Below are 25,761 nucleotides of genomic sequence, written 5' to 3'. Positions count from 1 at the left end.
CCGGCTTCAGGCCCGGCACCTATGCCGACCAGGCAAAGGGCGCCGAGAAGGAGTTCTTCCCGGCGTTGTCCCAGGTCATCCCGAACACATCGACGCGGCCGGTGCTGGCGGTGCCGGCTGCCAAGGTGTCGGCAGGAAATCCGATCCCGCTGACTTTCACCCCGAGCTCCGTGCGGTCCATGGGAGACACGAAGTCCTCGACCGCCATGTCCACGGCACTGCCGATCCTGACCCGATGCCGGCGCCCATCGTTGGCGTAGGCCATCTCCAGGGACTCCATTCCGGCCATCTCACCGATCAGGGCGGCCAGATTCTCCATCGGCCCGCCAAGCTGTCCGCCGAAGACCGCGCCCAGCGCCTCGGCCTGCCCGGCTGAGGCGGCTGCGTCCATCAGGAGTCCGACCTTCCAGCCTCCGCCACCCATCAGTGCGGGTGTGTCGGCGACGACGCAGACGGTGAGGCCGCCGACGTCGACGCCGTTAACGTCGCCGGTGTCCACGTGGAAGGCCAGTGCCACCTGGCAACGATCGTTATCCGCCGATACGGTCAACCCGGAGGTCGCGCACGGGCAGACCATATCGCAGTTGCAATTCTCGAAATACGTACCCTCTAAACGCCACGACATTTTGCGGCTCCCTTCGAAGTGGTACCCCCCAAAACAAAGTCTCCTCCGGCCCATCACCTCGGTCAACGGCTTGAATCGAGCCTGTTGCGGCGGTCAGTGAAGCCACCCGGCGAACATGCAGGTGGCCCCCGGTTTGTACTGCCGGGGGCCACAGCTTCGAACTATGTGCGCTGGAAGATGTTGAGAATGTTGCCCTCCGTATCCAGGAACCAGGCCCCCTTGCCTGTCGGCAAGGTGGCGATGCCGTTCTCAGTCTTCAGGCCCGGGAAGTCGTATTCCTCGAAGGTAGCTCCGCGGCCCCGCAGCTCTTCGACCTCGGCTTCGAGGTTGTCCGTCATCCAGCCCAGCTGGGTGTTCTTTGCGGTGCCCGCGTTGTCGGACTGGTACAGCAGGAAAGCTGTTCCCTTGCCGCAGCGGAACATCAAATTTTCGGCGTCCATGACCTCCGGATCGTCCAGTCCCACGACGTCCCGATAGAAGTCACGTGCCCGGGCGATGTCCTTGGCAGGGAGGACCGCGGCGACTTCACTGTCCTTGAGCATGTCGAATTCTCCTAGTTTGAAGCGATCGAGATGCCCGCCCCGAAGGAGGTGCCTGCGGGGCGGCTGTGCCGGCTCCCGCCGGCTCCCGGCTGTATTGGATGATCCGGGACGGTGCCGGGGAGGCCTGCGTCGCGGCTAAATCAACAGCCGTCCCTGGGTCTTCCCAGCGTTCATACCGCCATTATGGCCGCTGTTCGGGCTCCCGGATATAGCCAGGAAATAGGAGGCCGACGGCGGGTCTCACTCCCGTCGTCGGCCTCCGGTACGGCTGAACTCACCGCGAAGGTCTGACCACCATCGCGGAGCCGCCGCCGCGCCTCACCGGTTCAGCAGCGGCCACCATGCGCCCGTTCGGCTTGAACTCGATGGCAGTGGCAGCACCGATTTCCGCCGCCGATGTGAAGGCATCGCCCGATGGCGTGAATTCGTGTCCGAACGGTTTCAGCTGCTCACCGTAGGCCTCGATAAAGCCGGGCTCGGCCGTGACCTTTGCCGTGTTCCGCTGGGCAGCGCGGGGCGCCGCGATGGCCTCCGAGATGTCCATGCCCAGGTCCACGCGGTTCAGGATGGTCTGGAGGACGGTGGTGATGATGGTTGATCCGCCGGGCGAACCGAGTGCCAGGAACGGATCGCCGTCCTTCAGGATGATGGTGGGCGACATCGAGGAACGCGGGCGCTTGCCCGGCTGGATGCGGTTCGGGTCGTCCTCCTTGTAGACGGTGCTGAAGTCCGTCAGCTCGTTGTTGAGCAGGAATCCGCGTCCCGGCACCACGATGCCGGATCCCCCGGTCTGCTCGATCGTGAGGGTGTACTCCACTACGTTGCCCCACTGGTCCGCGACCGTCAGGTTGGTCGTGGAGATGTTTTCAGTATCCGTCTCAGCGGCGGGCGCTGCAGCGGCGGCCGGGCACGCGCCGTCGTACGAGGAGATGTCCCCCGGGTCGACGGGCTTCGAAGCAGCCTTGGCCGGGTTGATCCGGCATGAGCGCTCTTTCCCGAACACCGGGTCCGTGAGCTCGTCGGTGGGGACGTTCACGAAGGCGGGGTCGCCCACGTATTTCGCCCGGTCAGCAAAGGCCAGGGCGCTGGCCTCAAGGTAGTGGTGCAGGGCGGCCGGATTCTTGCCGCTGGCGTTGCCCATCTCCGAAAGGTTGAAAGGCTCCAGGATGTTCAGCGCCTCGCCCACGGTGGTGCCGCCGCTGCTCGACGGCGCCATGCCGAATACGTCCAGGCCCCGGTACTCCACGTGCGTGGGGTCCTGGTCCAGGGCCTCGTAGGCTGCCAGGTCCTTCGTCGTCATGTGGCCGACCGGGACGGGCAGCGTGGTGCCGGCGGTCTTCGGCGGCGCCTTCACTGCGGCGACGATCTCGTCCGCCACGGGGCCTTCGTAGAAGCCATCGGTCCCCTCCTCCGCGAGGAGCTCATACGTCGCGGCAAGGTCGGGGTTCCGGAAGACACTGCCGACGGCGGGCGCGCTGCCGCCGGGGAGGTAGAGGCTGCTCGTGGACGTAAACGCCGCAAAGCGCTTCTCGTTGTCGAGGGTCTGCTGGCGGAAGGTCTCGTCCACCACGAAGCCGCGGGTGGCGACATCGATGGCCGGCTCGAGGGCGTCGCCAAGGTCCAGGGTGCCCCAGCGTTCAAGCGCGCGCTCCCACGTGGCGGGGGTGCCGGGTACGCCGACAGAGACGCCGCTGGTGACGAGCTCGGGGGTGAAGGGGTAGGGCTTGCCTGTCGCCGGGTCGATGAAGGCGTCGTTGGGCATCTTAGCCGGCGCGGTTTCCCGGCCGTCGATGGTGCCGACTTCACCCGTTTTCGCATCGTAGAAGACGAAGTAGCCGCCCCCGCCGATCCCTGCACTGTAGGGCTCGGTCACGCCCAGTGTCGCGGCCGCGGCGACGGCGGCGTCCGCGGCATTGCCGCCCTTGCGGAGCACCTCGATCGCCGCCGCGGAGGCGTCCGGGTCAACGGTGCTGACCGCGCCGCCGTAGCCGGTGGCGGTGGGCTCCTTCTTGACCTCCCGCGGATCAGCGAACGCAGGGTTCATGACGGCGCCGCCCGTCACGCTCATGGCCAGGACCGCCGTGAGGGCGGCAATTCGACGTCTCACCTTAGGCATGATGACTCCCGAGTCAGGGTGGTGCGGAGTGGGGTGATCGCCACGTTACTCCGGCCCGGAGTGACACTCAACACTCAATTTATTGGCCGGGCGTTTAGCCCCCGATGTGCCACCCGTCGAGGACAACACGGCCACGGGGCGATGCCAGCGTCGCGGTGAGCGGCGACTGCTGCACGGCGTCGGGCGGGATGGTTCCATCGGTCGGGTCATTGTCAACGGACGGAAGCCGGAGCATGTCGGCCGCCTGCAGCGGGATGCCTCGCAGCACCAAGTTCCGCAACGAGAGGAGCGTGGGCGGCAGGTGGGCACACGGATGTTCGCCTTGCCATTCGATCAGGCTGGGCAGTGCGCCCGCGCATTCCAGACGGCCGTCGTCGCGGACCGTGATGCGCCACTTCAACAATCCGTAGGGGGTTTCCCGCTGAGCTGTGAGCAACTCGCCCGGGTGGAGGGCAAGCCTGGCAAGTTCCTGACAGAGCGTCTCGATCTTGTGCGTGCGAGCCACTGCGTGCACCAGCCGCGGCGAGTCGCGGATGGCCTCGCGCAGTTCCGGGCGGTCAAGCCCGAACCAGCGGACCCTCCCCGGCGGCGGCGCATCGGGATCGATCGCGATGACCTCGAGGTAGCAGCCGGGGAAGTTCTCGCTGCTGATGTCCATGACTTGGTTGTGGGTGCCCATCAAGGGATGCTTGCCACCGCCGGCGGGCCGGACACCGAACGTTGCTGCGCACCACGCCGCGCCTTGCTCCAGCGAATCGGCGGCGATGACCACGTGATCGATACGGGGGCTCACAACTCGGCCTTGCCGTCGGGGGCGTTGGCCGCATCGGCCGGGGATCCCTGCCGGCGGCTCGCTACCAGGAACGGTACGGCAATCAGCTGGATTGCGCCGCCGATTGCCAGCGAGGCCGCATATCCATAGGCGTCGGCCGCCCGGCCAAGCAGCGGCTGGACCACCACGCCGCCGCTTGAACCAATGAGCGAATCGAAACTAAGCACCGTAGCCCGCTGCTTCGAGGCGATCATGTCGTTCAGGTAGGCCTGCCGCACGGGAACGCCCGCGGCGTCCACCACCGCCCAGAGGGTCAGCAGCGCCAGGGCCGCCCAGAACACCCGGGTGAACCCGAGGACCACCAAAATCACTGCAGCGAATCCGACGCTGATCATCAGCACGGTGGTGCGCTTGCGGACAAGGCGCCGGATCCGGGGCGCCAGCCAGCCGCCGAGAACTTCGGCCCCGGCCACAACAGCCGCAGCGAGCCCCGCCACGGAGTAGGCGCGCGGGTCCCCGAAAAGCTCGAGGAGGTAGGGCTGCAGCGCGTAGAACACATAGATCCCGACGCCGGCATTGAACGGCCCGGCCAGCATCACGTAACGCACGGGCGGGTTCTTCAAACCGTTCTCGATGGAGGCGGCGAGCACGGTACGGACCGCCCGCAAAGGGCCGGCCGAGCGCTCGGGTGTGAACCCGACGTCGTGCATCAGGCGGAACGCCACCAGGAACATGGCCAATAGCACGCCCACACGGATCAGGAAGGGGACGCCCAGGTTGGTGACCTGGGCGATCACGCCCCCGGCCACCGAGCCGACGAGCATCGCAACCCCGGAAACCATCACCCCGCGGCCCAGCACCGCCTCCATCCCGCCTTCATAGCCCTCGAAACGCAAGGCGTCGACGAGCCAGGCCTCCACTGCCCCCGAAAAGAAGGTGAAGCCCAGGCCGAGCAGGACCGACACCAGCGCCCACCACCAGAAAGGGGCCGACAGTTGCCAGAGCAGGTAGTAGAAGTAGGTGGAGACGGCGAGGGTGACCGTGCCGAGGAGGAATGAGACACGGCGCCCCCAACCGTCCGCCACCACTCCGGTGGGCACCTCGAACAGCACCATGCCCACCGTGAAGAAGGCGTTGGCGGCAAAGGCTTCGAGGTTGCTGAGCCCGGCACCCAGCAGGAAGAGCGTGTTGATGCCCCAGATGAACGACGCCGCAACGGTATTGCCCAGCGTCAACGTCAGATAGATGCGCTGAATCTTTCGGGCGCCGGCGCTCATCGCGTTGACGTCCCCGCTAGGGCGAGGTAGGAGCACGAGCCCATTCTCGTCCGGTTAGCCTGCGTGCACCAGTGCAGATGCTGCCGGATCCGCGGCACGCTCCGCTACGGCATCAGGCGAGGCGGCTCCGGACGATCTCGCTGACGGTCTTGCCGTCAAACCGTCCCGCGACCTTGGCGGTGACCGGCTTCATCACGGCGCCCATCTGCCGGATGGACGGTTCCTGGCCGTCGGCCTTCAGCGCCGCGATTGCCTCGTCAACAATCGCTTCGACCTCTTCACGGGTCAGAGCCTTGGGCAGGTACGCCTCGATGATCTCGGCTTCGGCGATTTCCGCCGCGGCCCGCTCAGCCTCGCCGGCTTCCGTGTAGATCTTCGCGGTGTCACGGCGTTTGGCGGCTTCCTTCTGGAGCAGCCCGGTGATCTGGGCATCGTCCAGTTCGATCGGGGTCTTTCCCGATTTCTCGCGTGTCTCGATCTCGCCCAGGACGTTGCGCACCGTGGTCAGCGCCACCTTGTTCCGGTCTTTCATGTGGATCACAACATCGCCGTGGAGGCGTTCTTTGAGCGTGCTCATGGTGTTCTCGTTTCGTTGGCTTTGCCTCCATTGTCCCCGCTCGCCGCCGCCTCCGCTGCCTTCTGCCGCGCCCTACTTCACCTGCTTGCGCAGGGCACGGCCCAGACGGGCCGCAGCTTCCTCGAGTTGCGGCTCGCTGACATGCATCCAGGCAACGTGATTATTCACCAAAGGGCCTATACCGTCTAAGCCTGAACATGGCGTCACGAAATCCCGGATCCAATCGAACAACTTCTTTGTATCCTCCGACGGCCTCCGTCAGGCGCCCCGATCTTTCAGCCTTACGTGCCATCGCATAAATGATCTCTTTGTGGGCACGACTAACAAGTCCGCTTGGATCCGTGGCTGATGAATCCAAAGCCACCAAATCCCGGTGAAGGGCAAGGACTGAGCGCCAGTCACCCATCTCGGCGTGCTGCCACATCAGCTTGCGCAGATCCGCAAGCCGTTGTCGTCGCTCACATGATTCACGGCGGGGACCAGCATCCTGGAAGTCCGGGTCGTCCTGTATGCGTTCGTATCCCCGCGCTGCAACTGCCCAATCCCCGACGTTTTGGGCTTGGCGGGCAGCGTAGTAGATGTCGACGAACTCCTGGCTTTGTCGGGCGCCGGCCAGAAGGGCAGCTGCGTCGCGGAATTCCGTATCGAGCGTCAGCAAGTCACCCAGCAGACTGATGGCGGTTGGATATTGCTTCTCGCGAAGCGACGAAAGCGCTCGCTCGTACAAGGCCAATTTCCGCGGCTCTTCTGTACCGTGGTCGATTGGAGAACTCCTCGGAGCTGGAGGGATGAGCCCCGCGCCGGAGGTCACCCCGGTGAGATTGAATAGCCGTGTAGCATCACCGCGTACATACAGTACTGGGGTTACCCATTCAAAAGTTCCTAGCCCCATTATCGATCTGCGTCCGCTATTGGCAGCCCTATCGATGTCTCGGCCGTGAGCGAGGGCGCCATAGAAGCCTCGCGAGAAGGCGATTGCGGCGCTATCTGTAACAGTGAACTGCATGGCTGCCACAGCACTGATTCCTCCGCGGACCAGAGCCGCGGCAGTTCCAGAGAAAAGATCATCCTTCCCGATTCCCCTGAGGAACAGGAATTGAGTACCACCAAGCGCGGTGTGGGCTCCGCTTCCCTCAGTAGCTGCAAAAGACGTGACGATTCGACCATGGATGATCGCCCTGTGGCAGATTCCAGCGCAAGAAGGCCTTCCTGCCTGACCACGTCGTAGTCCCCGTGGCCAATAAAATGCACAACATGCCACGGCCCGTCCAGCAACGCGGACTGGATCCCATCCCAGGTAGCGTTAGGCACCCAGCGAAGCTCGATTAACCCGGCAGAAATCGGCTCAGCAAGTGCCGTCGTGAGGTTTTCCTTCTCGGCCTCAGTGTCGAGTGCTGGCAAGTCACGGACCGACGGGACAACGCCGAGGATCCGCAGTGGCGGTTCAACGGCCAGTGGACGATAGCTGTAATCGGCCGCGGGGACGCGTCGGAGCAAGGGCAACTCATGACAGAGGTAAGATTCGGTTTCTCGGTCATAGAGCATCTCCCACGGCAGTGCCACCAACTCCGGGGCCCCCAGCCTGAGTACCACCCGCAGCGGGTGACCACTATTCTGTGCTGCGCCCAGGCTCGCCCGATATGTTCCCTTTACGGCGCCCGTAAATAGGGCATTAAACATCTTCTCGCCCACGTCATGCAGGGGTTGTTCCGAAATAGGTATTGTGCGTCGGGCAGAGACCGCCGACGCGAGGACAGTGGCTTCCAAATCAGAAATTCGAGCAAGGATAGCATCGACATCCAGCCGAATCCTGGAGGAAGTTTCACCTCCCGAAGGCGCGTGGACAACTCGGACAGAATAGTTGCCTCTCCGGGAACCGGAGGTGATTTCCAGTTCAATGTCTCCGTCCACAGCGACCTTCTCATGCGCACATGCGAACTTTCACCCATCAGGGCCTTATGGAAATCCTGATGTCCCATAAGACTGGCCCACGAAACGATGCACCACAAGACCATCCAGAATGCCAACCCTTTGACCTCATGTCAGTACAAAGTCTTGACTCTTTCGTTAGAGCGCTCTAACGTTGATGGCAGCACGTGACCTGGCGCACTCGCCGGGACCCCCACCGACGGTCCAGTTGGACGGGCCAAACGATCTGAGGAAGTCAACAATGTCGTTGCACGCAGCACACCCCATCGCACCGGGAAACAAGCCCGGATCCAAACATCGCGGGTATCTGACCCGCCTTACTGTCATCTCCACCCTGGGCGGCCTACTGTTCGGCTACGACACCGGGGTTATCTCGGGCGCATTGCTCTACATGCAGGATTCACTGAGCATGAGCCCGGTCGAAGAAGCCACCGTGGTCAGCGCCCTGCTGTTCCCGGGTGCTGCGGTCGGCGCGCTGAGCGGCGGCCGGCTGGCCGACACACTCGGCCGCCGCGGCACGCTCCTCATTTGTGCCCTGCTTTTCCTGGTCGGCGCCCTGGGTTCCGCCATTGCACCGAACGTCGGCTTCATGGTGATGGCCCGAGTGGTCCTGGGCCTCGGCGTTGGAGCCGCAGCCGTCACCTGCCCCCTCTACCTGGCGGAAATGGCGCCGGCACACCTGCGCGGCCGCATGGTTACCATCAACGAACTGATGATCGTGACCGGCCAGATGCTTGCCTTCGCCATCAATGCCCTTCTTGACACGCTGATCCACGATCCCGAGGTCTGGCGCCTCATGCTGGGAGTGGCCTCCATCCCCGCAATCGCCCTGCTGATCGGCATGCTCATCCTGCCTGAATCGCCCCGCTGGTTCGCGATCCGGGAACGGTTTGCGGACAGCCGTCGCATCCTTGACCTCAGCCGCAGCCCCGAGGAAGCCGAATCCGAATACAAGGAAATCGTCGAATCCGCCACCACCGCAAAGACCGAACGGTCCCACGCATGGCTTGTCCTGAAGAGCAATCCGTGGATGCGCAAGCTGCTGTGGATCGGCATCGGCCTGGCCGTGGTCCAGCAGGCAACCGGCATCAACACGGTCAACTACTACGCGCCCACTATCCTGGAGCGCAGCGGGCTGGGAGTCAGCGCATCCCTGGTAGCCACCGTCGCCGTGGGCGTGACCTCCGTATTGATGACTGTGCTCGGCATCTACCTGCTCGGCTTCATCGGCCGGCGCCGCATGCTGGTCATCGGGTTCTCCGGCGTTGTCGCCTCCCAGGCGATCCTCGCCGTCGTCTTCATGCTGCCGCAGTCGGATTTCGTCAGCTACACCATCCTGGCCGCCATGATGCTGTTCGTCGCTTTCGTGCAGTGTTTCATCGGCACCTGCGTCTGGCTCCTCCTTTCCGAAATCTTCCCGATGGCCATCCGCGGCTTTGCCATGGGGATCGCCGTCTTTGCCCTCTGGACTGTCAATGCCGGCATCTCCTTCCTGTTCCCGATCCTCGTTGTGGCACTGGGCTCCACGGGAACCTTCGCGGTCTTCGTCCTGGTGAACGTCGCCTCCCTGGTCTTCGTATCCAAATGCGTTCCCGAGACCAAGGGCCAGTCGCTGGAAGAACTGGAGGTGCATTTCCGCACCGGCAGCCTTCCCGTCATCACGCCCGCGGTGGCCTCCGGCGCAAAGGCCGGCGCCTAGTAACAGTTTGTCCGTCTCCATAGCCAGGCCACTGTGACGATCGCGGCCGGGGCGGCTGCCTGCCGCCCCGGCCGCGATACGCTTACGTGCAGAATGCGGCGGATCGGCGGGGAGTGAATTGAAGCACCAGGAAGCGGCGAAACGCCCCACTATTTACGACGTCGCGCGGGTGGCCGGCGTCTCCCGTGCCCTGGTGTCGCTCGTGCTGCGGGGCTCCCCCAAGGTCAGCGCTGGAAAGAAGCAGGCAGTTGCCGAGGCCATCGCCGAGCTCGATTACCGGCCCAGCAACGCGGCGCGCTGGCTTGCCAGCGGCCGCACCCGGATTGTCGGGGTGCTGCTGGACGACCTGGCTAATCCCTGGTTCGTGGAACTGCTCGACGGCCTGCAGAGCGTGCTCGGGGAAGAGAACCTGCGGATGGTCCTCAGTGATCCCACCTATCTGGCCCGGCCCGATGAGAGCCCGGTGTCAGCGTTCATGGATCTCCGCGTGGACGGGCTCATTATTGCCGGCGACGTCCAGCCCGACGACGATCTGCTGCGGGCCACTGCGCACACACCGACCGTCGTGGTCGGCACCCGCACGTTCGAACTTCCCTCTGCGGACCTCGTCACCAACGACGACGTTGCCGGAGCCTGCGCCGCCGTCGAACACCTGATCAGCCTCGGCCACCGTGATATCGCCTACCTCACGGCCCCGACCGGGTCAGCCGCACTGCGTGCGGGCTCCTACCGGGACACGATGGCCCGCCACGGCCTGCAGGATCACATCCGCGTAGTGCAGACAGACCTCAGCGAACACTCCGGCTTCGAAGCAATGAACGGCCTCATTGACAGCGGCCGGACCCCCACCGCGGTCATGGCCACCAACGACGTCCTCGCCGTCGGAGCGCTCTCAGCCGCCGATGACCACGGCATCAGCGTCCCCTCCCGGCTTTCACTCGTCGGCTACGACAACACCTACCTGGCCGGAATCCGGCATCTATCGCTGACCAGCGTGGACCCCGTAAGCCGCGACGTCGGCATCCGCGCCGCCCGCCTGCTCCTCGAGCGCATGGCAGACCCGGGCCTGCCCCAGCGCACCGAAGTTCTGACCCCGCGCCTGGTGGTGCGGAACAGCACCGCCGCCGCCCCGACGGGCTGACGCGCCACAGCCTCGGGCCTCCTTTCATTCCCCGGTCCCATTCATCCCAGCAGTGCTTTCGTCGATGCGTGACGCACGTCATGGAAAATCCTTGACAAACTTGTACAACTCTTTCCATACTTGAAGGGAAGAGTTTCAACGAAGCAACTGGAGGACTGATGTCGGCAAAACTTACGGACGTCGCGAAGCTGGCAGGAGTATCACTGGCAACGGCGTCCCGGGCGTTCGGGGATCCCGGACGGCTGGCAGCAGACACTCGGCAAAAAGTCATGGCAGCGGCCGCTGAGCTGGGCTATGACGTGCCGGGCCTCAACGGCAGCAGGACGTTCGGCGTCATCGTGCCGGACATTTCCAACGCCGTCTTCGCAGCGCTCATCAAAGCCATCCAGAACCAGGCCTGGCATGGACGGCACCGGATGATCCTCGCCGACACCGCAGAGTCCTCGTCACGGGAACGCGAGCACCTGGAAGCCCTGGCACTCGGTACGGACGGCATCATCCTCTGCTCGCCCCGGCTTCCGTCCAAGGAGATCCACCAGCTTGCCGGCAACGCACCGCTGGTGGTCATCAACGGCGAAGCCGATCACGCGGCCCGAGTCCTGATGGAAGCCGGCGAAGGCCTCCGCCAGGCAGTGGAGCACCTCTTCGCCCTGGGCCACCGGAAGCTCGCCTACATTCCAGGACCGGCTTCGTCCTGGGCCAACGGCCAGCGGCTCGCCGCAATCACCCGTTTCTGTGCCGAGTGGGGCATTGACCTCGTCACCGTGGGGAACCAGAATGCCACGGTCGACGGCGGCCTCGCGGCTGCGGCCTCGGTGGTCGCCAGCGGCGCCACTGCGGTGATTGCCTACAACGACCTGGTGGCCATCGGGATGCTGGCAGGGGCACGCTCGCTCGGTTACCACTGCCCTGAGGACATCAGCGTGGTGGGCATCGATGACCTCGATATTGCCGCCGCCGCCGAACCGGGCCTCACGTCGATACGGGTTCCCATTGAGCGAAGCGGGTCCCTGGGACTCGAACTGCTCCTCGAACAGATGACCGGGAAGCCCACTGCCACCGAGGCAGTCCACCTCGGTTCACAACTCATCGTGCGCGGCTCCACCTTCGCTGCACGCACCGCAGACCAAGCAATCCAGGGAAAGTAACCATGAGAATTGTCATCGCCGACGCCAACCTGATGTCCCAACGCTCCACCTTCGAAGCCGCGTTGCCGGAGGGCGCCACGGCGTCCTGGCACGACAGCTGGAACGAACACTCGGTCCTCACCGATCTCAAGGACGCCGACGTTTATGTGGGACCGGTCTTCACCGGGGCCATGGGCGCGGTAGCCCCGAACGTCCGCCTGGTTCATGTGGCCGGCGCGGGCTACGACGGCATCGAGGCCGGCGCGCTGCCGGCCGGAGCTGTCTGCGCCAACACGTTCCATCACGAAAGCTCCATTGCCGAGCACATCACCGCCGTCCTCGTGGCCCTTCGCCGGAACCTGATCGGACAGGACGCCGCCCTGCGCACGGGAATATGGTCCTCCTCCGTCTACTCCGCGGACATCCGCCAGCCGGAAACGCTGCGCGGTGCGGTCTTTACTTTCCTGGGCTTCGGCCACATCGGCGGCGCCGCCTGGAAGCTGCTGCAGGCGTTTGGTGCCGAGGGCATCGCCATCACCCGGAGCGGCTCGGTGGATCCACTGGCGAACTCGCTCCGCTGGGCCGGGACCACGGAGCGGCTGGGCGAAGCCCTCAGTGAATCGGACATCCTTGTCATCAGCATCCCGCTGACGGAGGAGACCACCGGCCTTGTGGGCGCCGTCGAACTCGACAACCTTGGCCCCGACGGGCTGCTGGTCAACGTTGCCCGCGGTCCGGTTGCCGAGGAGAGTGCGCTCTACGAGGCACTGAAGGACCGCAGAATTGCCGGCGCCGCCATCGACACCTGGTACCAGTACCCGGGGCCCGATGGCCGCGGCGAACCCTCTGCCCTGCCCTTCGGCCGGCTGGACAACATCATCATGACCCCGCATTCCTCCGGCGTCACGGCGGAAACCTTCCGCGGCCGCGCCCGGGAAATTGCCGAAAACATCACCCGCCTGTCCAAGAACGAACCAATCAAGAATGTTGTGATCTCCCGATGACCCGAAAAATCGTCGACGTCGACGTCCTGGTAACCAGCCCCAGCCGAAACTTTGTCACCCTCAAGATCACCACCGATGACGGCATCGTCGGCTGGGGCGACGCCACACTGAACGGCCGCGAACTGTCCGTGGCCAGCTACCTGCGCGACCACCTCGCGCCCGCCCTGCTTGGGCGGGACGCTGACCGGATAGAAGACACCTGGCAGTACTTCTACCGCGGTGCCTACTGGCGCCGCGGGCCGGTGACCATGGCCGCCATCGGCGCGATCGACCTTGCCCTCTGGGACATCAAGGGCAAGGCCCTGGACGTCCCCGTCTACCAGCTGCTGGGCGGCGCAGCCCGCGACAAGATCCTCACCTACACCCACGCGACCGGCTGGGACCTGCCGGAACTCCTGGACTCCGTGGACCAGCGCCGCGAACAAGGATTCCGGGCCGTCCGAGCACAGTCAGGCGTCCCCGGCCTGGACAAGGTCTACGGCGTCACCAAGGGCGCCGCCAGCTACGAACCCGCCGGGCGCGGCGCCGGCCCGGTCGAAGAGGACTGGGACACTTCCGCCTACCTTCGCCACGCCCCAAAGATTCTCTCCGCCGTCCGCGAGCATGTCGGGCCCGAGCTGAAGCTGCTCCACGACGTCCACCACCGGCTCAACCCCACCGAAGCCGCCCGCCTGGCCCGATCCCTGGAAGACGTGGACCTGTTCTGGCTAGAAGACGTGACCCCGGCAGAGAACCAGCGGCTCCTCCGCACGCTGCGCCAGCAGACCACCATCCCGCTGGCCATCGGCGAAGTCTTCAACACCGTCTGGGACTGCGAGCAGCTCATCACCGAACGGCTCATCGACTTCATCCGCACCGCCGTCGTCCATGCCGGAGGCATCTCCCACGTGCGCAAGATCCTCGCTCTGGCGGAGGTCTACCAGATCAAGGGTGCCCCGCACGGGCCCTCTGACGTCTCCCCCATCAATCTCTCCGCCTCGCTGCACCTGGGCCTGGCCACCAGCAACTTCGCCATCCAGGAATACATGGGTTACGACCCCCTGGTCTCCGAGGTCTTCCGTTCCAGCTTCCGCTTCGAGGACGGCTACCTGCACCCAGGAGACGAACCCGGCCTCGGCGTTCAGGTGGATGAAGCAGCCGCTGCCCGCTTCCCCTACAAGCAGGCCTACCTTCCCATCGCCCGGGAGCTCGACGGCTCCATGAAGGACTGGTGACCATGACCCGCCCCCAGCCTGCTCAGCTGACGGCGTCCACGCCCGGCATCGTCCGGCGGGACACTGTCCCGGCCCCCGGCATCGTCCACCTTGGCCTGGGAAACTTCCACCGCGCCCACCAGGCTGTCTACACCGATGCCGCCATCAGTGCCCACGGCGGCGACTGGGGCATCATCGGAATATCCAGCCGCTCCAGCGCCATCACAGACGCCATGCACGCCCAGGACATGACCTACACGGTGGTGGAGATCTCACCCGAGGGATCAACCTTCTCCACGCCCAGAGTGCATTCGGATGCCTTTGTCGCAGCGGACAACCCCGAACGCGTCGTCGCCGAAATCGGCGCAGCGGCAACCCGGATCGTATCCCTCACTGTCACGGAAAACGGCTATACCTACAGCCCGGCAACCGGTTCACTGAATGTGGCGGACGCGGATGTGCAGCACGACCTGGCACAGGCCGCCGCCCCCCGCACCCCGATCGGCCAGATCGTCAGGGGCCTCCAGCAGCGGGCCCGGACGCATGGCAACCCGGTCACCATCCTCAGCTGCGACAACCTTTCGGACAACGGCCACCACACCTGTCGGCTGGTCCGCGAATTCACGTCGCTGCTGCCGGCCGCCGAAGCCACGGAAACACGTGAGTGGATCGATGCCAACGTGACGTTTCCGTCGTCCATGGTGGACCGGATCGTGCCCGCCACGACTGACCACTACCGCTCGCTCGTCGCCGACCAGCGAGGATACACAGACCGAATCCCCGTCCCAGCGGAGCCGTTCACCATGTGGATCCTGGAGGACAACTTCATCGCGGGCCGCCCGGTGTGGGAAGCGGGCGGCGCCATCTTCACCGACGAAGTCGCCGGCTACGAGCAGCTCAAGGTCAGGCTCCTGAACGGCACGCATTCGCTGATCGCCTACCTCGGCGCGCTGTCAGGCGCTGCGACGATTCCCGATTCCACGGCAACGGGGTACATCGAGGAGGCCGCCCGGAACATCCTGCGTCACGAGTACCTGCCCAGCGTGACGGTGCCGGCCGCCGTCGACGTCGACGCCTACGAAGCCCAGCTCTTCTCGCGGTGGCGGAATTCAGCGCTGGGACACCGCACCAGCCAAGTGGGCTCGGACGGGTCCGTCAAGCTCCGCCAGCGGATCCCCCTCCCCGCGATGCAAATGCTCGACGCCGGCGTGATGCCGCACTATCTTGCCCTCACCACCGCGGCTTATTTGTCTTGCATCGCGCCGCTGCACGGGTTCGACCCGGGCATCCATGCCCGCGAGATGCAGGATCCCGCCAGGCAATCGCTGCAGAATCTCGCCGCAGGGTCCGCGACCGGCGCCGAGCTCGCCGGAAAGGTCATCGGGCAGCTCCATCTCCTGGGCGATGAACTCGCCAACCGCCACGAGTTCATCCACCGAACAGGTGAACTCATCGACATCATCCACCAGCAAGGCCCGCTTGCCGCCGCCCGCGCGGCGGCCGATTCAACAGCCCTTCTTACCGCACAGACCCGGAGCATCCGATGACCACGCAAACCGCACGCCGCCCCGGCCGGCCGGCACTGCCGCGCACCACCGAGGCCGCCGTCCTGCACGGCGCCACAGACCTCCGGATCGAACAGAAACCGCTGAAAACGCTTGGTCCGGACGACGTCCTGGTGGAGATGCGCTCCGGAGGCATCTGCGGCTCGGACATGCACTACTTCGCGGACGGACGCAACGGCACGAATGAACTCCGCCAGCCCACAGTCCTTGGACACGAGGGGGCCGGCGTCGTCATCGCCGCAGGTGAGGCAGCAAACATTGCCGTGGGCACCGCCGTCGCGATTGAACCAGCCCTGCCGTGCCGGGAATGCCCCACGTGCCTCTCCGGCCGGTACAACGTGTGCGCCACCGGAACGTGCTTCGGCTCACCGCCCACGGACGGCCTTTTCGCCCGCCAGGTGGTGGTGCCCGCAGCTGCCCTCCACGCGCTCCCGGATTCAGTACCGGCGGAGATCGGAGCCGCAATCGAACCGCTGGCCGTTGCCGTGTGGGCCGTCGAACGGGCCCAGGTGCAGGCTGGCCACCGTGTGCTCATCACCGGCGCAGGCCCTATCGGCCTGCTCGTGGCGCAGGTTGCCGCAGTCCGGGGCGCAGCTGAGATCATCGTGACGGACGTCAATGACGACCGCCTGGCCGTTGCCGCCAAGTTCGGCGCCACCCGTACCATCAACACGGCCAACGAGGGCCTGGACCTGAAAGGCATGGACCGGCTGATCGAATGCTCCGGCAACCCCCGGGCGCTCAGCGACGGTATCTACACCCTCGGCCCCGCAGCACGCGCCACCGTGGTGGGCCAGGCTCGCCCCACGGTGGACGGTATCCCGCTCGGCTACCTCCAGCGCTACGAAATCGACCTGGTGACCGCCTTCCGGTATGCGCACGCGTTCCCGACGGCGATCGAACTCGCCTCCGCCGGGAAGGTGGACCTGCGGTCCATCATCACCAGCACCTACCCGCTTGCCGATGCCGCGGCCGCCCTCACCGCCCCGGTCACGGACCCGACCAACCTCAAGGTCCTCATCACTTACTAAGAAGCTCTCCACAACATGGTCCGGCCGTTGGCGCGGAACCCACACAGCACGTCCATTCAAAGGAGTATGGAAATGACTACAGCACATCCCCAAGCCACTCTCGTAGACCAGAAGAAGGTCCGAAAAGCGGCCCTGGCAGGCCTCATCGGCACCACCCTTGAACTCTACGACTTCGTTATCTACGGCACGGCCTCCGCGCTCGTCTTCAGCCACCTGTTCTTCCCGAATATTTCCCCCGCGGCCGCCCTGTTGGCCAGCTTCAGCACCTTTGCCGTCGGATTCCTGTTCCGCCCGCTCGGGGGCATCTTCTTCTCCCACTTCGGCGACCGGCTTGGGCGCAAATGGATCCTCGTCACCACCTTGCTGTTGATGGGCGGCGCCACCCTCGTCATCGGCCTGCTGCCGACGTTCGACCAGGTGGGCGTCCTCGCCCCGGTCCTGCTCTGTGTCTGCCGCGCAGCCCAGGGCTTCGGCGCCGGCGCCGAGCAGTCCGGCGGTGCCACCCTGCTGACGGAATCGGCTGCACCGGGCACCCGCGGCAAGCTGGCCTCCCTCATCATGGTCGGTGCCGCCGCCGGCACCGCACTGGGCGCCCTGGTCTGGATCGGCGCCCAGGCCCTGGCTCCGAACGACATGATGACCTGGGGCTGGAGGCTCGTCTTCCTGTCCAGCATCTTCGTCACCATCGCCGCACTGGTCATCCGCCGCAAACTGGATGAATCGCCGGTGTTCGAAGAAATCAAGCAGGCCCGCACCGAGCCGCCGGCACCGCTCCGGGAAGTCGCCAAATTCGGCAAGGCCAACGTCCTGCGCGTCATCCTGATGAACTTCGGCGTCAGCACCCAGTCCTACACCATCCAGGTGTTCATGGCCTCGTACCTGATCACTGTCGTCGGCACCGACCCCAAGTTCATCCCGCAGGTGCTCCTGATCGGAGCTCTCTGCGGAGGCGCTGCCGCTGTTGGCTTCGGGATGCTCTCGGACAAGATCGGACGACGCCGGGTGGTTTCCATCATCACCGGCGCACTGGTCCTCTTTCCGGCCCCGGCCTTTATGCTCCTCACCACCGGTTCGCCCATCGCCATCATGCTCGTGATCATTGTCGGCTTCATGCTCGCCTGCCAGGGAGTCGTCGGCGTCCACATGAGCTACTTCCCGGAAATCTTCGGCAGCCGCTACCGCTACGCCGGAGTTACGCTGGGCCGTGAATTCTCCTCCATCATTGGCGGCGGCATCGCACCGATGGTCTGCGCCGGACTCCTGGCCGTCTTCAGCAACTCGTGGGTTCCGGTGGCCATCTACATGTCCCTCGTCATGGCTGTCAGTTTCATCGCCACCCGGCTCTCACCGGAAACCCTGAACCGCGACCTGACTGACCCCAACGACGCCGGACGCGAGGGCCACGCACTCCCAGGGACCGCCGCCGTCGCCGAGTTAGCCGCCCAGCCGGTCAAGTAATAGCCGAGAAAGCCCGACGGCGGCAGCCGCCGCCGTCGGGCAGGCACACTCCAGCCGACCACCCCAAGAAGGAACCCATGCTGCGCCTCGAACAACAGGACACGACCTCCCGCCCGGCCCCGTCCGTCATCCTCCGCGACACGAGAGTGGTCGCCGTCCTCCGGGCGTCGCACGCCAGGGAATATGCCCCGGTCATCGAAGCCCTGCAGCAGGGTGGTGTGCTCAGCATCGAACTGACGCTGAGCACACCTGGGGTGTTCGACGAGCTTCCCCGTCTCCGGGAACACTTTGGCGACAGCCTGGAAATCGGCGTCGGGACCGTGACAGCGGCGCACGAAGCAGAAACGGCCCTGGACCTCGGCGCCGCCTACATCGTTACACCGGTCACCGACACCGACGTCATTTCAACGTGCGTCCGGCGGGGTGTACCCGTCTACCCCGGCGGCCTCACCCCCACGGAACTTCATGCCGGCTGGAAACTTGGTGCAACCGCAGTGAAAGTCTTCCCGGCATCCGTGGTGGGCGCAGGCTACGTCGGACAACTGCGCGGACCCTTCCCGGACATCCAGGTCATCCCCTCCGGCGGGGTGGACATCGAGGATGTACCGGACTGGATCAGTGCGGGAGCCCTTGCCGTCAGCCTCGGCGGGCCTCTCCTGGGCGATGCCTTCAAGGGTGGGGACCTTCGGGAGCTTACGGCCAGGTCACGGCGAGTCCGTGAGCTGGTCTGCCAGGCAACAGACCAGATGCGGGTAGAACAGATGGGCGCGCAGCGGTGAGCGCCTCACCTGGGCCCTACGTCCTTACCTTCGGCGAAACCATGGCACTGATGCGTGCCGACCAGGTTGGCCCCCTGGCCCATGCCTCCACCATGAGCCTCGGCATCGGAGGTTCCGAGTCCAACGTCGCCATCGGCTTGCAACGCCTCGGTGTGCAGTCCGTGTGGTGCGGACGGGTCGGCGCGGACTCTCTCGGCCAGCTGGTTGAACGCGAAATCAGGGCCGAAGGCGTGGACGTCCGCGCCGCGGTGGACCCCACAGCCCCGACCGGCTTAATGGTCAAGGAGCGCCGGACACCGGTCACCCAACGCGTCAGCTACTACCGGGCCGGCAGTGCCGGCTCGAGAATAGCGCCCGCCGACGTCGACGAACTGCTCATCGCACAGGCCGCACTGCTGCACGTCAGCGGAATCACTCCGGCGCTGTCCAGGCAGGCCGAAACAACCATCAGCTATGCGATCGCGGCGGCCAGGGCAGCCGGTGTGCCGGTTTCCTTCGACCTCAATTTCCGGTCCAATCTCTGGTCAAGGGATGGTGCCGCAGGCGCCTACCGGAACATCATCCCGCTTGCGGACATTGTGTTCGCGGGCGACGACGAAGCAGCGATTGCCGTCGGGACCGGCGAGCCCGAGGACCTTGCGCGGCGACTGGCTGACCTGGGTCCAGGCCAGGCGATCATCAAGCTCGGCGCGGAGGGCGCGCTCGCCCTGATCGACGGCCAAGTGTTCCGGCAGGAGGCAGTCAGTGTTGAGGCTGTGGACACCGTCGGCGCCGGCGACGCGTTCGTCGCCGGTTATCTGGCCGAATACGTCAGTGGCCGTGGTCCCGAGGAAAGGCTGAGGACGGCTGCGGCCACCGGTGCGTTCGCCTGCCTTGTGCCAGGCGACTGGGAGGGCTTCCCCCGGCGCGATGAACTAACGCTCCTCGATGCCAAGGAACCGGTCAGCCGTTGACCCCGAAGGAACCAGGGAACAATCCTTCAACAACGCCAGCGCGACCGGAAGGGCGCCAATCATGAACCGAGCACTCAGCCTGGTCGACGGCAAGGCGTGGGATGCAACTGAGTTCGGCTCCAAAGATGAGTCCTGGCAGGAACGGCGACGCCGCCAACTGGCCTGCCTTGGCTGCGGGGGCCGGGCCATGTTCAAGGCCGGGTTGCGGCGCGCGGCCTTTTTTGCCGCCAGGCACCGGCAGGACTGCCCGCTCTCAACAAAGGCATGGAGCGTCTTCCGGTACCTGCAATGACAGCACTTGTTGTCCGCAGGCACTTACATCCACCCAATCAGACCCGGAGCCCCGCATGAAAGAAATGAACCACCACAGCAGCAATAGCTTCTTCGTGGGCGCCTATGCTGCTGCTCCCAGCCTTACGAACTGGAACCCTGCCATGGAAGCCACGTTTCTGACACGGGTTCTTGGACTGGAGGGAGTCGCCGGACTGGAAGTGCCGTTCAACGGAACCCTGCACAAGGACGACGAACCCTGGTTCCTGAATCACCTTCCCAACGACGCCGAATATGTTGTGACCACGATTCCCGGAACTGTGGCCAGGCTCCACATTGACCCCGCCTTCGGCCTTGCCTCGACGTCCACCGCCGGCCGCAAGGCCGCGGTGGCGTTCGCCGGCGAAGCACTCGACGCCGCGCACCGGCTCAGCGCCCATACCGGCGGGTCCGCCGTTCGAGTCCTGGAACTGCACGCGGCACCCCTCGCCGACGGCGACCTGGCCTCCGTGGCAGCACTCACAGACTCACTCGTGGAGATCTCGGACTGGGACTGGCAGGGGGTGCAGATCGTCCTTGAACACTGCGACGCGTTCAACTCCGGCCGGTCTCCCGCGAAGGGCTTCATGACTTTGGAAGCGGAGGCGGAAGCTGTCAACCGGGCCAACGAACGCACTGGCCGCTCCATCGGGTTGGTCGTCAATTGGGGCCGGTCCGTTATTGAACAGCGGGCTGCAGGCGCCGCCGTCGAACATATCAGGTTCCTTCGGGACGCCGGCCTGCTCGGCGGCTTCGTCCTCTCCGGCTGTGCCGACGTCGACACCCGGTTCGGTCCCGCCTGGGCAGACGTACATGTGCCGCCTTCCCCGCCCGAAACCAAGGGCAATTTTGCCGGGCCCGGGGTCCTCGAAGCCGCTTCGTTAATGACTCCAGCCAGCATCAGGGAGTGCCTGGAGGCTGCAGGGACGGACCCGGGAACCGGCTTCCGCGGCATCAAAGTGGCTGCCCCGCCGCACTCCACCGTGGACGAACGGGTCGCCGTCATTGCCCAGACGCTGGCCATCGCGCGCCAACCGGGTTAGCAGAGCGCACCCGTCGTTCTTGCAGACCGGCCCCGCCTGACGCGTGATTACGGGTCAGACGGGGCCGGGGCCGGGGCCGGGGCCGGGTGATCATCACCCGGCTTCGACAGAGCAGCGGCTAGGGAATCGCCGCAACGGCGTCGATTTCGACCAGGAAGTCACCCAGGAACGAACCGACAGTGGTACGTGCCGGGTAGGGGGTTTCGACAAACCCTTCGTAGGTGGCGTTGAACCCGGGAAAATCCCGGCCGGGGTGGTGCAGATGCACTGTTGTTTTGACGACGTGGGAAAAGTCCAGTCCGTGTCCGGCCAGGACGCCGGCAAGGTTCTTCATCGCTTGGAGGGTCTGCTCCTCAATGGTGATGCCGACGGTCTCACCGGTGACTGGGTCGTGTGGTGTCTGGCCGGCAGTGAAGAGGAACCCGTTGGCGGCGATGGCCTGGGAGTAGGGACCGGCCGGGCTGGGCGCGAGGTCTGTGGTTACTTGCTGTCGAAACATGGAAATGGTTCCTTCGATATGGCCGGCGTCGTGGCACCGGCCGGTGTTGGTGATGTTCTCAGAGGACCTTGGAAAGAAAGGCCCGGGTGCGTTCGTGCTGGGGTGAGCCAAGGACCTGCTCCGGGGGCCCGCTTTCGACGACGACGCCCTGGTCCATAAAGACCACCTGGTCACTGACCTGGCGGGCGAAGCCGAGTTCGTGGGTGACCACCACCATGGTCATCCCGGCCTCGGCCAGTGACTTCATGACGTCGAGCACCTCGCCGACGAGTTCCGGATCGAGGGCTGACGTTGGCTCGTCGAAGAGCATGAGCTTGGGTTTCATGGCCAGCGCCCGTGCGATGACGATCCGCTGTTGCTGGCCGCCGGAGAGTTCCTGCGGGTAGGAGTGCCCACGGTTGCCGAGCCCGACCCGGTCCAGCAGCGCCTGCGCCTCGGCGGTGACCTCATTCCGGGGCCGGCCGAGCACATGGACGGGTGCTTCCACGATGTTCTCCAGCACGGTCATGTGCGGGAAGAGGTTGAACCGTTGGAAGACCATGCCCGCGTTCAGCCGTGAACGCGCGGTCTGGCGTTCCTTCATTTCGTAGAGACGTCCGTTGCGCTCGGTGTACCCGACGAGGTGCTCGTCCACGTACAGTCGTCCGGCGTCGACCTTTTCCAGGTGGTTGATGCACCGGAGGAAGGTGGTCTTCCCCGAGCCGGACGGTCCGATCAGGCAGGTCACGGACCCGCGTTCGATCCTCAGGTCAATGCCTTTCAGGATTTCCGTTGAGCCGAAGCTCTTGCGGACTCCCCTGGCTTCCACCATCGCGGTATTCATCATGCGGTCCTTGTCTGTGTCGGGACGTTTGCAGGTCCCTTGGCGCGGCGCGGCCGGCGCGGGGCTGCGTCGAAGCCTCGGCCATACCGTCGCTCGAGTTTGGTCTGGAAGAAGCTCAGGATGGTGGTCATCAGCAGGTACCACAGGCTGGCGACGATGAGCAGCGGAATGGTCTGGTAGTTGGTGGCGTAGATGATCTGGGCCGAATACAGCAGGTCCGAGATCGCCAGGACGCTGACCAGGGAGGTGCCTTGAGCATGGAGATGACCTGGTTTCCGGTGGGCGGCAGGACCACCCGCATCGCCTGGGGCAGGATGACCCGGCGCATCAGCTGGCCGCCGTTCATCCCCAGGGCCCGGGCGGCGTCGTACTGGCCCTTGTCCACGGATCCGATCCCGCCGCGGATGATTTCGGCCATGTAGGCTGCTTCGTTCAGCGCGAGCCCGAGCAGCGCGGCTGTCAGCGGGGAGATGAGGACGTTCGCCGATCCGAGGACCACGGACGGGCCGCCAAAGGGAAGGCCGAAGGCGATCACCGGGTACAGGGCGGCAATGTTGTACCAAAAGATCAGCTGGACGAGCAGTGGCGTGCCGCGGAAGAACCAGATGTAGCCCCTGCTGATGGTGCTCAGGATCGGGTTCTTCGATAGCCGCATCACCGCCAGGACCGTGCCGAGGGCGATGCCGGCCGTCATGGACACCACGGTGAGCAGGATGGTCAGCCCGGCACCGGCCAGGATCTGCGGGGCGAAGAGATAGGAGACGACGACGTCCCAGTGGTACCGCTGGTTCACGGCCACGTCCCATGCCGCGCTGAGGGCAACGACAATGAGGACGACGGCGATCGCCAACCGGACGGGGTGCCGGAGGGGCACCACCGGGATTGAGTCCGCGGGCGCCGTTGGGCTTTCCGGCCTGGTGTCAGGGATTGAGTGTTGCTGCATGGTGTTCACGTCCTATTGGGCGAAATTGACGCGGGCGTCGGTGATGGCGGCGGACTCAAGACCGTACTTCCCGAGCACCTTGAGATAGGAGTCGCTCTTGATCACGGAATCGAGCGCTGCGGAGACTGCTTTGACCATGCCCGAGTCCTTGGGCATCCCGACCCCGACCGAGGTGAAGTCGTATTTCGAGGCGATCCCGATCTGCGGGTTCTGCGAGGCAGCGAAGTCGAGAATGGGTGAATCCGCGAGGACGGCGTCGAGGCGTCCACTCGTGAGCGCCGAGATGGCCTGCCGCGTGTCCTGGAACTCGCTCCGCTGGATCGTGCCGTTGCCGGCAGCGGTGCAGTCTTCATCAATGGCGGGGACATTGACGGCGAGCTGGTAGGAACCCGTCAGGAGGCCCACCTTCTTACCGCACAGGGACCCTTCACTGCTGATCCCCAGCGGGTTGCCGCTGGCCACGGCAATGGAATTGCCCATCTGCATGTAGTCCACGAAATCCAGGACCTCCATGCGCTTCGCCGTGGGGGTCATGGACGAGACGGTCATGTCGTACCGGCCGGCGGCCAGGCCGGGGATGATGGAATCGAAATTGGCCACCTGGATCTCCACCTTCACGCCCAGGGTCTCCCCGATGAGCCGGGCGACGTCGGGGTTGGTGCCCGTCATCTCCTGGGTGCCTTCGCGGTAGAACTGCGTTGGCGGTTCGTTGGTGGGGATCGCGACACGCAGGACCCTTGTCGCCTTGATGGATTCCGGAAGCAGTTTTGCGGCCGCCTCGTTGACCGCCAGGGCCGGGACGCCGGTAGCCTGCCCGGCGTCGGACGTCGACGACGCCGGCGCCTGCGCACCGCAGGCCGTGAGGGCCAGCAGTAGGGCAGAAATGACGACGGCGGCGGGCAGGCCGGGCCGGGTGCGTTGGATTCGCGGGGATATGGGAGTTTTCATGAGGGAATGCTCATCTCTTCCAGCCCGTGGCTGGCTTCCGGGGCCGGTGAAGTGCGGGCAAAGGGTGCGTTGCGGTGCCGGATCAGGTCCCGGCCTTCCAGCCGAAGCTCCTGGATCGTGGACACTCCGAGGAGCATCATGGTTCGCGTCATTTCGGCCCGGAACATCTTCAGGACGTGGGCAACACCGGCCTGGCCGGCGGCTGCCAGGCCGTACAGGTAGGGGCGGCCGATGGAACAGGCGTCGGCGCCGAGGGCGATGGCCTTGATGACGTCCGAGCCGCGGCGGATGCCGCCGTCGACAATGATTTCAAGCCGTCCTTCCGCCCTGTCCACGATGTCCGGGAGCATATCCAGGGGCGCGGCCATGTGATCCAATTGCCTGCCGCCGTGGTTGCTGACCTGGATGGCGTCTATACCGATCTCGGCCGCAGTGACGGCATCGTTGGGGTTCACCACTCCCTTGAGGATGATGGGGCCGTTCCAGCGCGCCCGCAGATCCCGGATGTCATCCCAGTCGGTGGGTTCGTAAGAACCGGCAAGCAGCGTCCGCCACATGTCAGGCGTACTGGACAGGGGGCCTTGGGGGATTTCGGCGTCAAGGTTGGGGAACGCAATCGCGTCATGGGCCAGGAACCCCAGGGCCCACCGGGGGTGCAGCGCTCCTTCCACAACGGTTTTCAGCTTGATCGACGGCGGCGCGGTGAACCCGTTGCGGTAGTCACGTTCGCGGTGGCCGATTGCCCGGCAATCGACATTGACCAGGAGGGCTTCGTAGCCGGCCGCCGCGGCCCGGTCCAGGACAGCCTGCAGCTCGGCCTTGTCCGCCATGGGTTCGATGTTGAACCAGCGGCGCAGCCCGGGAGCGGCGGCACTCACCTGTTCCATCGGCGTCGTGCTCAGGTGTGCCAGGCCGTAGGGGACGCGGGCTTCCTCTGCGGCGCGGGCGACGGCGCTCTCCCCGTCCGGGTGGAACAGCCGGGTGCCGCCGGTGGGGGCGAGCGTCAGCGGCATCGAGACCGGTCCGCCGAGGAGGCTTGAGCTGAGGTCCAGGTTCTCCACCGATCCCCACTTGGGCAGGAAGGACCAGTCGTCGAAGGATGACCGGTTGCGCCGCAGGGACACCTCGTCCTCCCCGCCGCCCTCGATGTAGTCATAAATGCTCCCGGGCAGGCGCTTCGCGGCCAGTCTCCGCATGTCCTCTACGCTGTAGCAGCGCCGGGACAGGCGCTCCGAGGGAGTACAGGCCGGCCCTTGGACCGTTGCCAGCGCCCTGATGTCTTTGAATTTCATTGCTGATCCTCTGGGTTCAATGAAGGACTTCCTTGTCACTTCCTTTCCCAATGGTGACGCAGATCTCGCACCGTCTATATGTGAAATCTCCTAGAAGTTCGTTTTGAAGCTTGTGA

At 65.2% G+C, this 25,761-nt stretch carries 24 protein-coding genes; 12 read left to right on the top strand and 12 right to left on the bottom strand.

The annotated features are described in order from the left end of the window. Positions 1-19: 19 nt before the first annotated feature. The 7 genes from PV761_RS10545 to PV761_RS10515 all read right to left on the bottom strand — a co-directional run bounded on the left by PV761_RS10545 (position 20) and on the right by PV761_RS10515 (position 6,636). Positions 20-625 carry a DUF1326 domain-containing protein gene (locus PV761_RS10545; protein WP_347896513.1) on the bottom strand — a complete coding sequence of 202 codons (606 nt, stop codon included), beginning with the start codon at positions 623-625 and terminating at the stop codon, positions 20-22. Positions 626-786: 161 nt separating this feature from the next. Beyond that, entirely contained in the window at positions 787-1,167 is a 381-nt protein-coding gene (locus PV761_RS10540) for a VOC family protein (RefSeq protein ID WP_028269375.1), read from the bottom strand. Between the two features lie 274 nt (positions 1,168-1,441). Continuing rightward, positions 1,442-3,283 carry a gamma-glutamyltransferase gene (gene ggt / locus PV761_RS10535; protein ID WP_347896511.1) on the bottom strand — a complete coding sequence of 614 codons (1,842 nt, stop codon included), beginning with the start codon at positions 3,281-3,283 and terminating at the stop codon, positions 1,442-1,444. Positions 3,284-3,377: 94 nt separating this feature from the next. Next, positions 3,378-4,076: a VOC family protein gene (locus tag PV761_RS10530; RefSeq protein ID WP_347896509.1), complete on the bottom strand. Its 699-nt coding sequence runs from the start codon at positions 4,074-4,076 to the stop codon at positions 3,378-3,380. Next, positions 4,073-5,332: an MFS transporter gene (locus PV761_RS10525; RefSeq protein ID WP_347896612.1), complete on the bottom strand. Its 1,260-nt coding sequence runs from the start codon at positions 5,330-5,332 to the stop codon at positions 4,073-4,075. The genes PV761_RS10530 and PV761_RS10525 overlap by 4 nt, the downstream gene beginning before the upstream one ends. A 112-nt stretch (positions 5,333-5,444) precedes the next feature. Next, a complete protein-coding gene (locus PV761_RS10520; RefSeq protein WP_347896507.1) occupies positions 5,445-5,909 on the bottom strand; it encodes a GatB/YqeY domain-containing protein in 465 nt (154 codons plus the stop codon). Positions 5,910-6,069: 160 nt separating this feature from the next. After that, positions 6,070-6,636 carry a hypothetical protein gene (locus tag PV761_RS10515; RefSeq protein ID WP_028269380.1) on the bottom strand — a complete coding sequence of 189 codons (567 nt, stop codon included), beginning with the start codon at positions 6,634-6,636 and terminating at the stop codon, positions 6,070-6,072. Between the two features lie 1,443 nt (positions 6,637-8,079). Between PV761_RS10515 and PV761_RS10510 the strand changes: the two genes are divergently transcribed. From PV761_RS10510 to PV761_RS10455, 12 genes are all read left to right on the top strand, one after another. Further along, complete coding sequence (locus tag PV761_RS10510; RefSeq protein WP_347896504.1) at positions 8,080-9,537, top strand: sugar porter family MFS transporter; 1,458 nt, start codon at positions 8,080-8,082, stop codon at positions 9,535-9,537. 118 nt (positions 9,538-9,655) lie between these two features. After that, entirely contained in the window at positions 9,656-10,678 is a 1,023-nt protein-coding gene (locus PV761_RS10505) for a LacI family DNA-binding transcriptional regulator (RefSeq protein ID WP_347896502.1), read from the top strand. 158 nt (positions 10,679-10,836) lie between these two features. Beyond that, positions 10,837-11,826, top strand: coding sequence for a LacI family DNA-binding transcriptional regulator (locus PV761_RS10500; RefSeq protein WP_347896500.1), 990 nt, complete (start codon positions 10,837-10,839; stop codon positions 11,824-11,826). A 2-nt stretch (positions 11,827-11,828) separates the two neighbouring features. Continuing rightward, the gene (locus PV761_RS10495; protein ID WP_347896498.1) at positions 11,829-12,809 is read left to right on the top strand and encodes a 2-hydroxyacid dehydrogenase; all 981 of its coding nucleotides are present in this window, start codon (positions 11,829-11,831) and stop codon (positions 12,807-12,809) included. After that, the gene (gene manD, locus PV761_RS10490; RefSeq protein WP_347896496.1) at positions 12,806-14,023 is read left to right on the top strand and encodes a D-mannonate dehydratase ManD; all 1,218 of its coding nucleotides are present in this window, start codon (positions 12,806-12,808) and stop codon (positions 14,021-14,023) included. Before PV761_RS10495 ends, manD begins: the two co-directional genes overlap by 4 nt. Before the next feature lie 2 nt (positions 14,024-14,025). After that, positions 14,026-15,549 (top strand): mannitol dehydrogenase family protein, encoded by a 1,524-nt coding sequence (locus tag PV761_RS10485; RefSeq protein WP_347896494.1) that lies wholly within the window; start codon positions 14,026-14,028, stop codon positions 15,547-15,549. Continuing rightward, a complete protein-coding gene (locus PV761_RS10480) occupies positions 15,546-16,598 on the top strand; it encodes an NAD(P)-dependent alcohol dehydrogenase (protein WP_347896492.1) in 1,053 nt (350 codons plus the stop codon). The genes PV761_RS10485 and PV761_RS10480 overlap by 4 nt, the downstream gene beginning before the upstream one ends. Positions 16,599-16,670: 72 nt before the next feature. Further along, the gene (locus PV761_RS10475; RefSeq protein WP_347896490.1) at positions 16,671-18,056 is read left to right on the top strand and encodes an MFS transporter; all 1,386 of its coding nucleotides are present in this window, start codon (positions 16,671-16,673) and stop codon (positions 18,054-18,056) included. A gap of 77 nt (positions 18,057-18,133) precedes the next feature. Next, entirely contained in the window at positions 18,134-18,835 is a 702-nt protein-coding gene (locus tag PV761_RS10470; protein ID WP_347896488.1) for a bifunctional 4-hydroxy-2-oxoglutarate aldolase/2-dehydro-3-deoxy-phosphogluconate aldolase, read from the top strand. After that, entirely contained in the window at positions 18,832-19,788 is a 957-nt protein-coding gene (locus PV761_RS10465) for a sugar kinase (protein ID WP_347896486.1), read from the top strand. Before PV761_RS10470 ends, PV761_RS10465 begins: the two co-directional genes overlap by 4 nt. A gap of 61 nt (positions 19,789-19,849) precedes the next feature. Then, positions 19,850-20,080: a hypothetical protein gene (locus PV761_RS10460; RefSeq protein ID WP_347896484.1), complete on the top strand. Its 231-nt coding sequence runs from the start codon at positions 19,850-19,852 to the stop codon at positions 20,078-20,080. Positions 20,081-20,135: 55 nt separating this feature from the next. Further along, complete coding sequence (locus PV761_RS10455) at positions 20,136-21,140, top strand: DUF4862 family protein (RefSeq protein WP_347896482.1); 1,005 nt, start codon at positions 20,136-20,138, stop codon at positions 21,138-21,140. A gap of 118 nt (positions 21,141-21,258) precedes the next feature. Here the strand turns inward: PV761_RS10455 and PV761_RS10450 are convergent, their stop codons facing one another. The 5 genes from PV761_RS10450 to PV761_RS10430 all read right to left on the bottom strand — a co-directional run bounded on the left by PV761_RS10450 (position 21,259) and on the right by PV761_RS10430 (position 25,645). After that, positions 21,259-21,639: a Rid family hydrolase gene (locus PV761_RS10450; protein WP_028269383.1), complete on the bottom strand. Its 381-nt coding sequence runs from the start codon at positions 21,637-21,639 to the stop codon at positions 21,259-21,261. 58 nt (positions 21,640-21,697) lie between these two features. Further along, complete coding sequence (locus tag PV761_RS10445) at positions 21,698-22,462, bottom strand: amino acid ABC transporter ATP-binding protein (protein ID WP_347896610.1); 765 nt, start codon at positions 22,460-22,462, stop codon at positions 21,698-21,700. Positions 22,463-22,592: 130 nt separating this feature from the next. Next, entirely contained in the window at positions 22,593-23,405 is an 813-nt protein-coding gene (locus PV761_RS10440; protein ID WP_347896477.1) for an amino acid ABC transporter permease, read from the bottom strand. Between the two features lie 12 nt (positions 23,406-23,417). Continuing rightward, positions 23,418-24,353, bottom strand: a complete 936-nt coding sequence (locus PV761_RS10435) for an ABC transporter substrate-binding protein (protein ID WP_347896475.1) — start codon at positions 24,351-24,353, stop codon at positions 23,418-23,420. Continuing rightward, positions 24,350-25,645 carry an alpha-hydroxy acid oxidase gene (locus tag PV761_RS10430; RefSeq protein WP_347896473.1) on the bottom strand — a complete coding sequence of 432 codons (1,296 nt, stop codon included), beginning with the start codon at positions 25,643-25,645 and terminating at the stop codon, positions 24,350-24,352. Before PV761_RS10430 ends, PV761_RS10435 begins: the two co-directional genes overlap by 4 nt. Positions 25,646-25,761 lie beyond the last annotated feature (116 nt).

It is taken from the genome of Arthrobacter sp. CC3, assembly GCF_039907775.1.
GTDB lineage: Bacteria > Actinomycetota > Actinomycetes > Actinomycetales > Micrococcaceae > Arthrobacter.
This window is presented reverse-complemented; position numbering and strand designations above follow the sequence as displayed.

Coding starts and splice junctions, on each gene's coding strand:
- PV761_RS10430 (WP_347896473.1), bottom strand. CDS start 25,645: ATGAAATTCAAAGACATCAGGGCGCTGGCAACGGTCCAAGGGCCGGCC.
- PV761_RS10460 (WP_347896484.1), top strand. CDS start 19,850: ATGAACCGAGCACTCAGCCTGGTCGACGGCAAGGCGTGGGATGCAACT.
- PV761_RS10440 (WP_347896477.1), bottom strand. CDS start 23,405: ATGCAGCAACACTCAATCCCTGACACCAGGCCGGAAAGCCCAACGGCG.
- PV761_RS10540 (WP_028269375.1), bottom strand. CDS start 1,167: ATGCTCAAGGACAGTGAAGTCGCCGCGGTCCTCCCTGCCAAGGACATC.
- PV761_RS10435 (WP_347896475.1), bottom strand. CDS start 24,353: ATGAAAACTCCCATATCCCCGCGAATCCAACGCACCCGGCCCGGCCTG.
- PV761_RS10545 (WP_347896513.1), bottom strand. CDS start 625: ATGTCGTGGCGTTTAGAGGGTACGTATTTCGAGAATTGCAACTGCGAT.
- PV761_RS10450 (WP_028269383.1), bottom strand. CDS start 21,639: ATGTTTCGACAGCAAGTAACCACAGACCTCGCGCCCAGCCCGGCCGGT.
- PV761_RS10500 (WP_347896500.1), top strand. CDS start 10,837: ATGTCGGCAAAACTTACGGACGTCGCGAAGCTGGCAGGAGTATCACTG.
- ggt (WP_347896511.1), bottom strand. CDS start 3,283: ATGCCTAAGGTGAGACGTCGAATTGCCGCCCTCACGGCGGTCCTGGCC.
- PV761_RS10445 (WP_347896610.1), bottom strand. CDS start 22,462: ATGAATACCGCGATGGTGGAAGCCAGGGGAGTCCGCAAGAGCTTCGGC.
- PV761_RS10480 (WP_347896492.1), top strand. CDS start 15,546: ATGACCACGCAAACCGCACGCCGCCCCGGCCGGCCGGCACTGCCGCGC.
- PV761_RS10525 (WP_347896612.1), bottom strand. CDS start 5,332: ATGAGCGCCGGCGCCCGAAAGATTCAGCGCATCTATCTGACGTTGACG.
- PV761_RS10475 (WP_347896490.1), top strand. CDS start 16,671: ATGACTACAGCACATCCCCAAGCCACTCTCGTAGACCAGAAGAAGGTC.
- manD (WP_347896496.1), top strand. CDS start 12,806: ATGACCCGAAAAATCGTCGACGTCGACGTCCTGGTAACCAGCCCCAGC.
- PV761_RS10470 (WP_347896488.1), top strand. CDS start 18,134: ATGCTGCGCCTCGAACAACAGGACACGACCTCCCGCCCGGCCCCGTCC.
- PV761_RS10455 (WP_347896482.1), top strand. CDS start 20,136: ATGAAAGAAATGAACCACCACAGCAGCAATAGCTTCTTCGTGGGCGCC.
- PV761_RS10510 (WP_347896504.1), top strand. CDS start 8,080: ATGTCGTTGCACGCAGCACACCCCATCGCACCGGGAAACAAGCCCGGA.
- PV761_RS10495 (WP_347896498.1), top strand. CDS start 11,829: ATGAGAATTGTCATCGCCGACGCCAACCTGATGTCCCAACGCTCCACC.
- PV761_RS10485 (WP_347896494.1), top strand. CDS start 14,026: ATGACCCGCCCCCAGCCTGCTCAGCTGACGGCGTCCACGCCCGGCATC.
- PV761_RS10520 (WP_347896507.1), bottom strand. CDS start 5,909: ATGAGCACGCTCAAAGAACGCCTCCACGGCGATGTTGTGATCCACATG.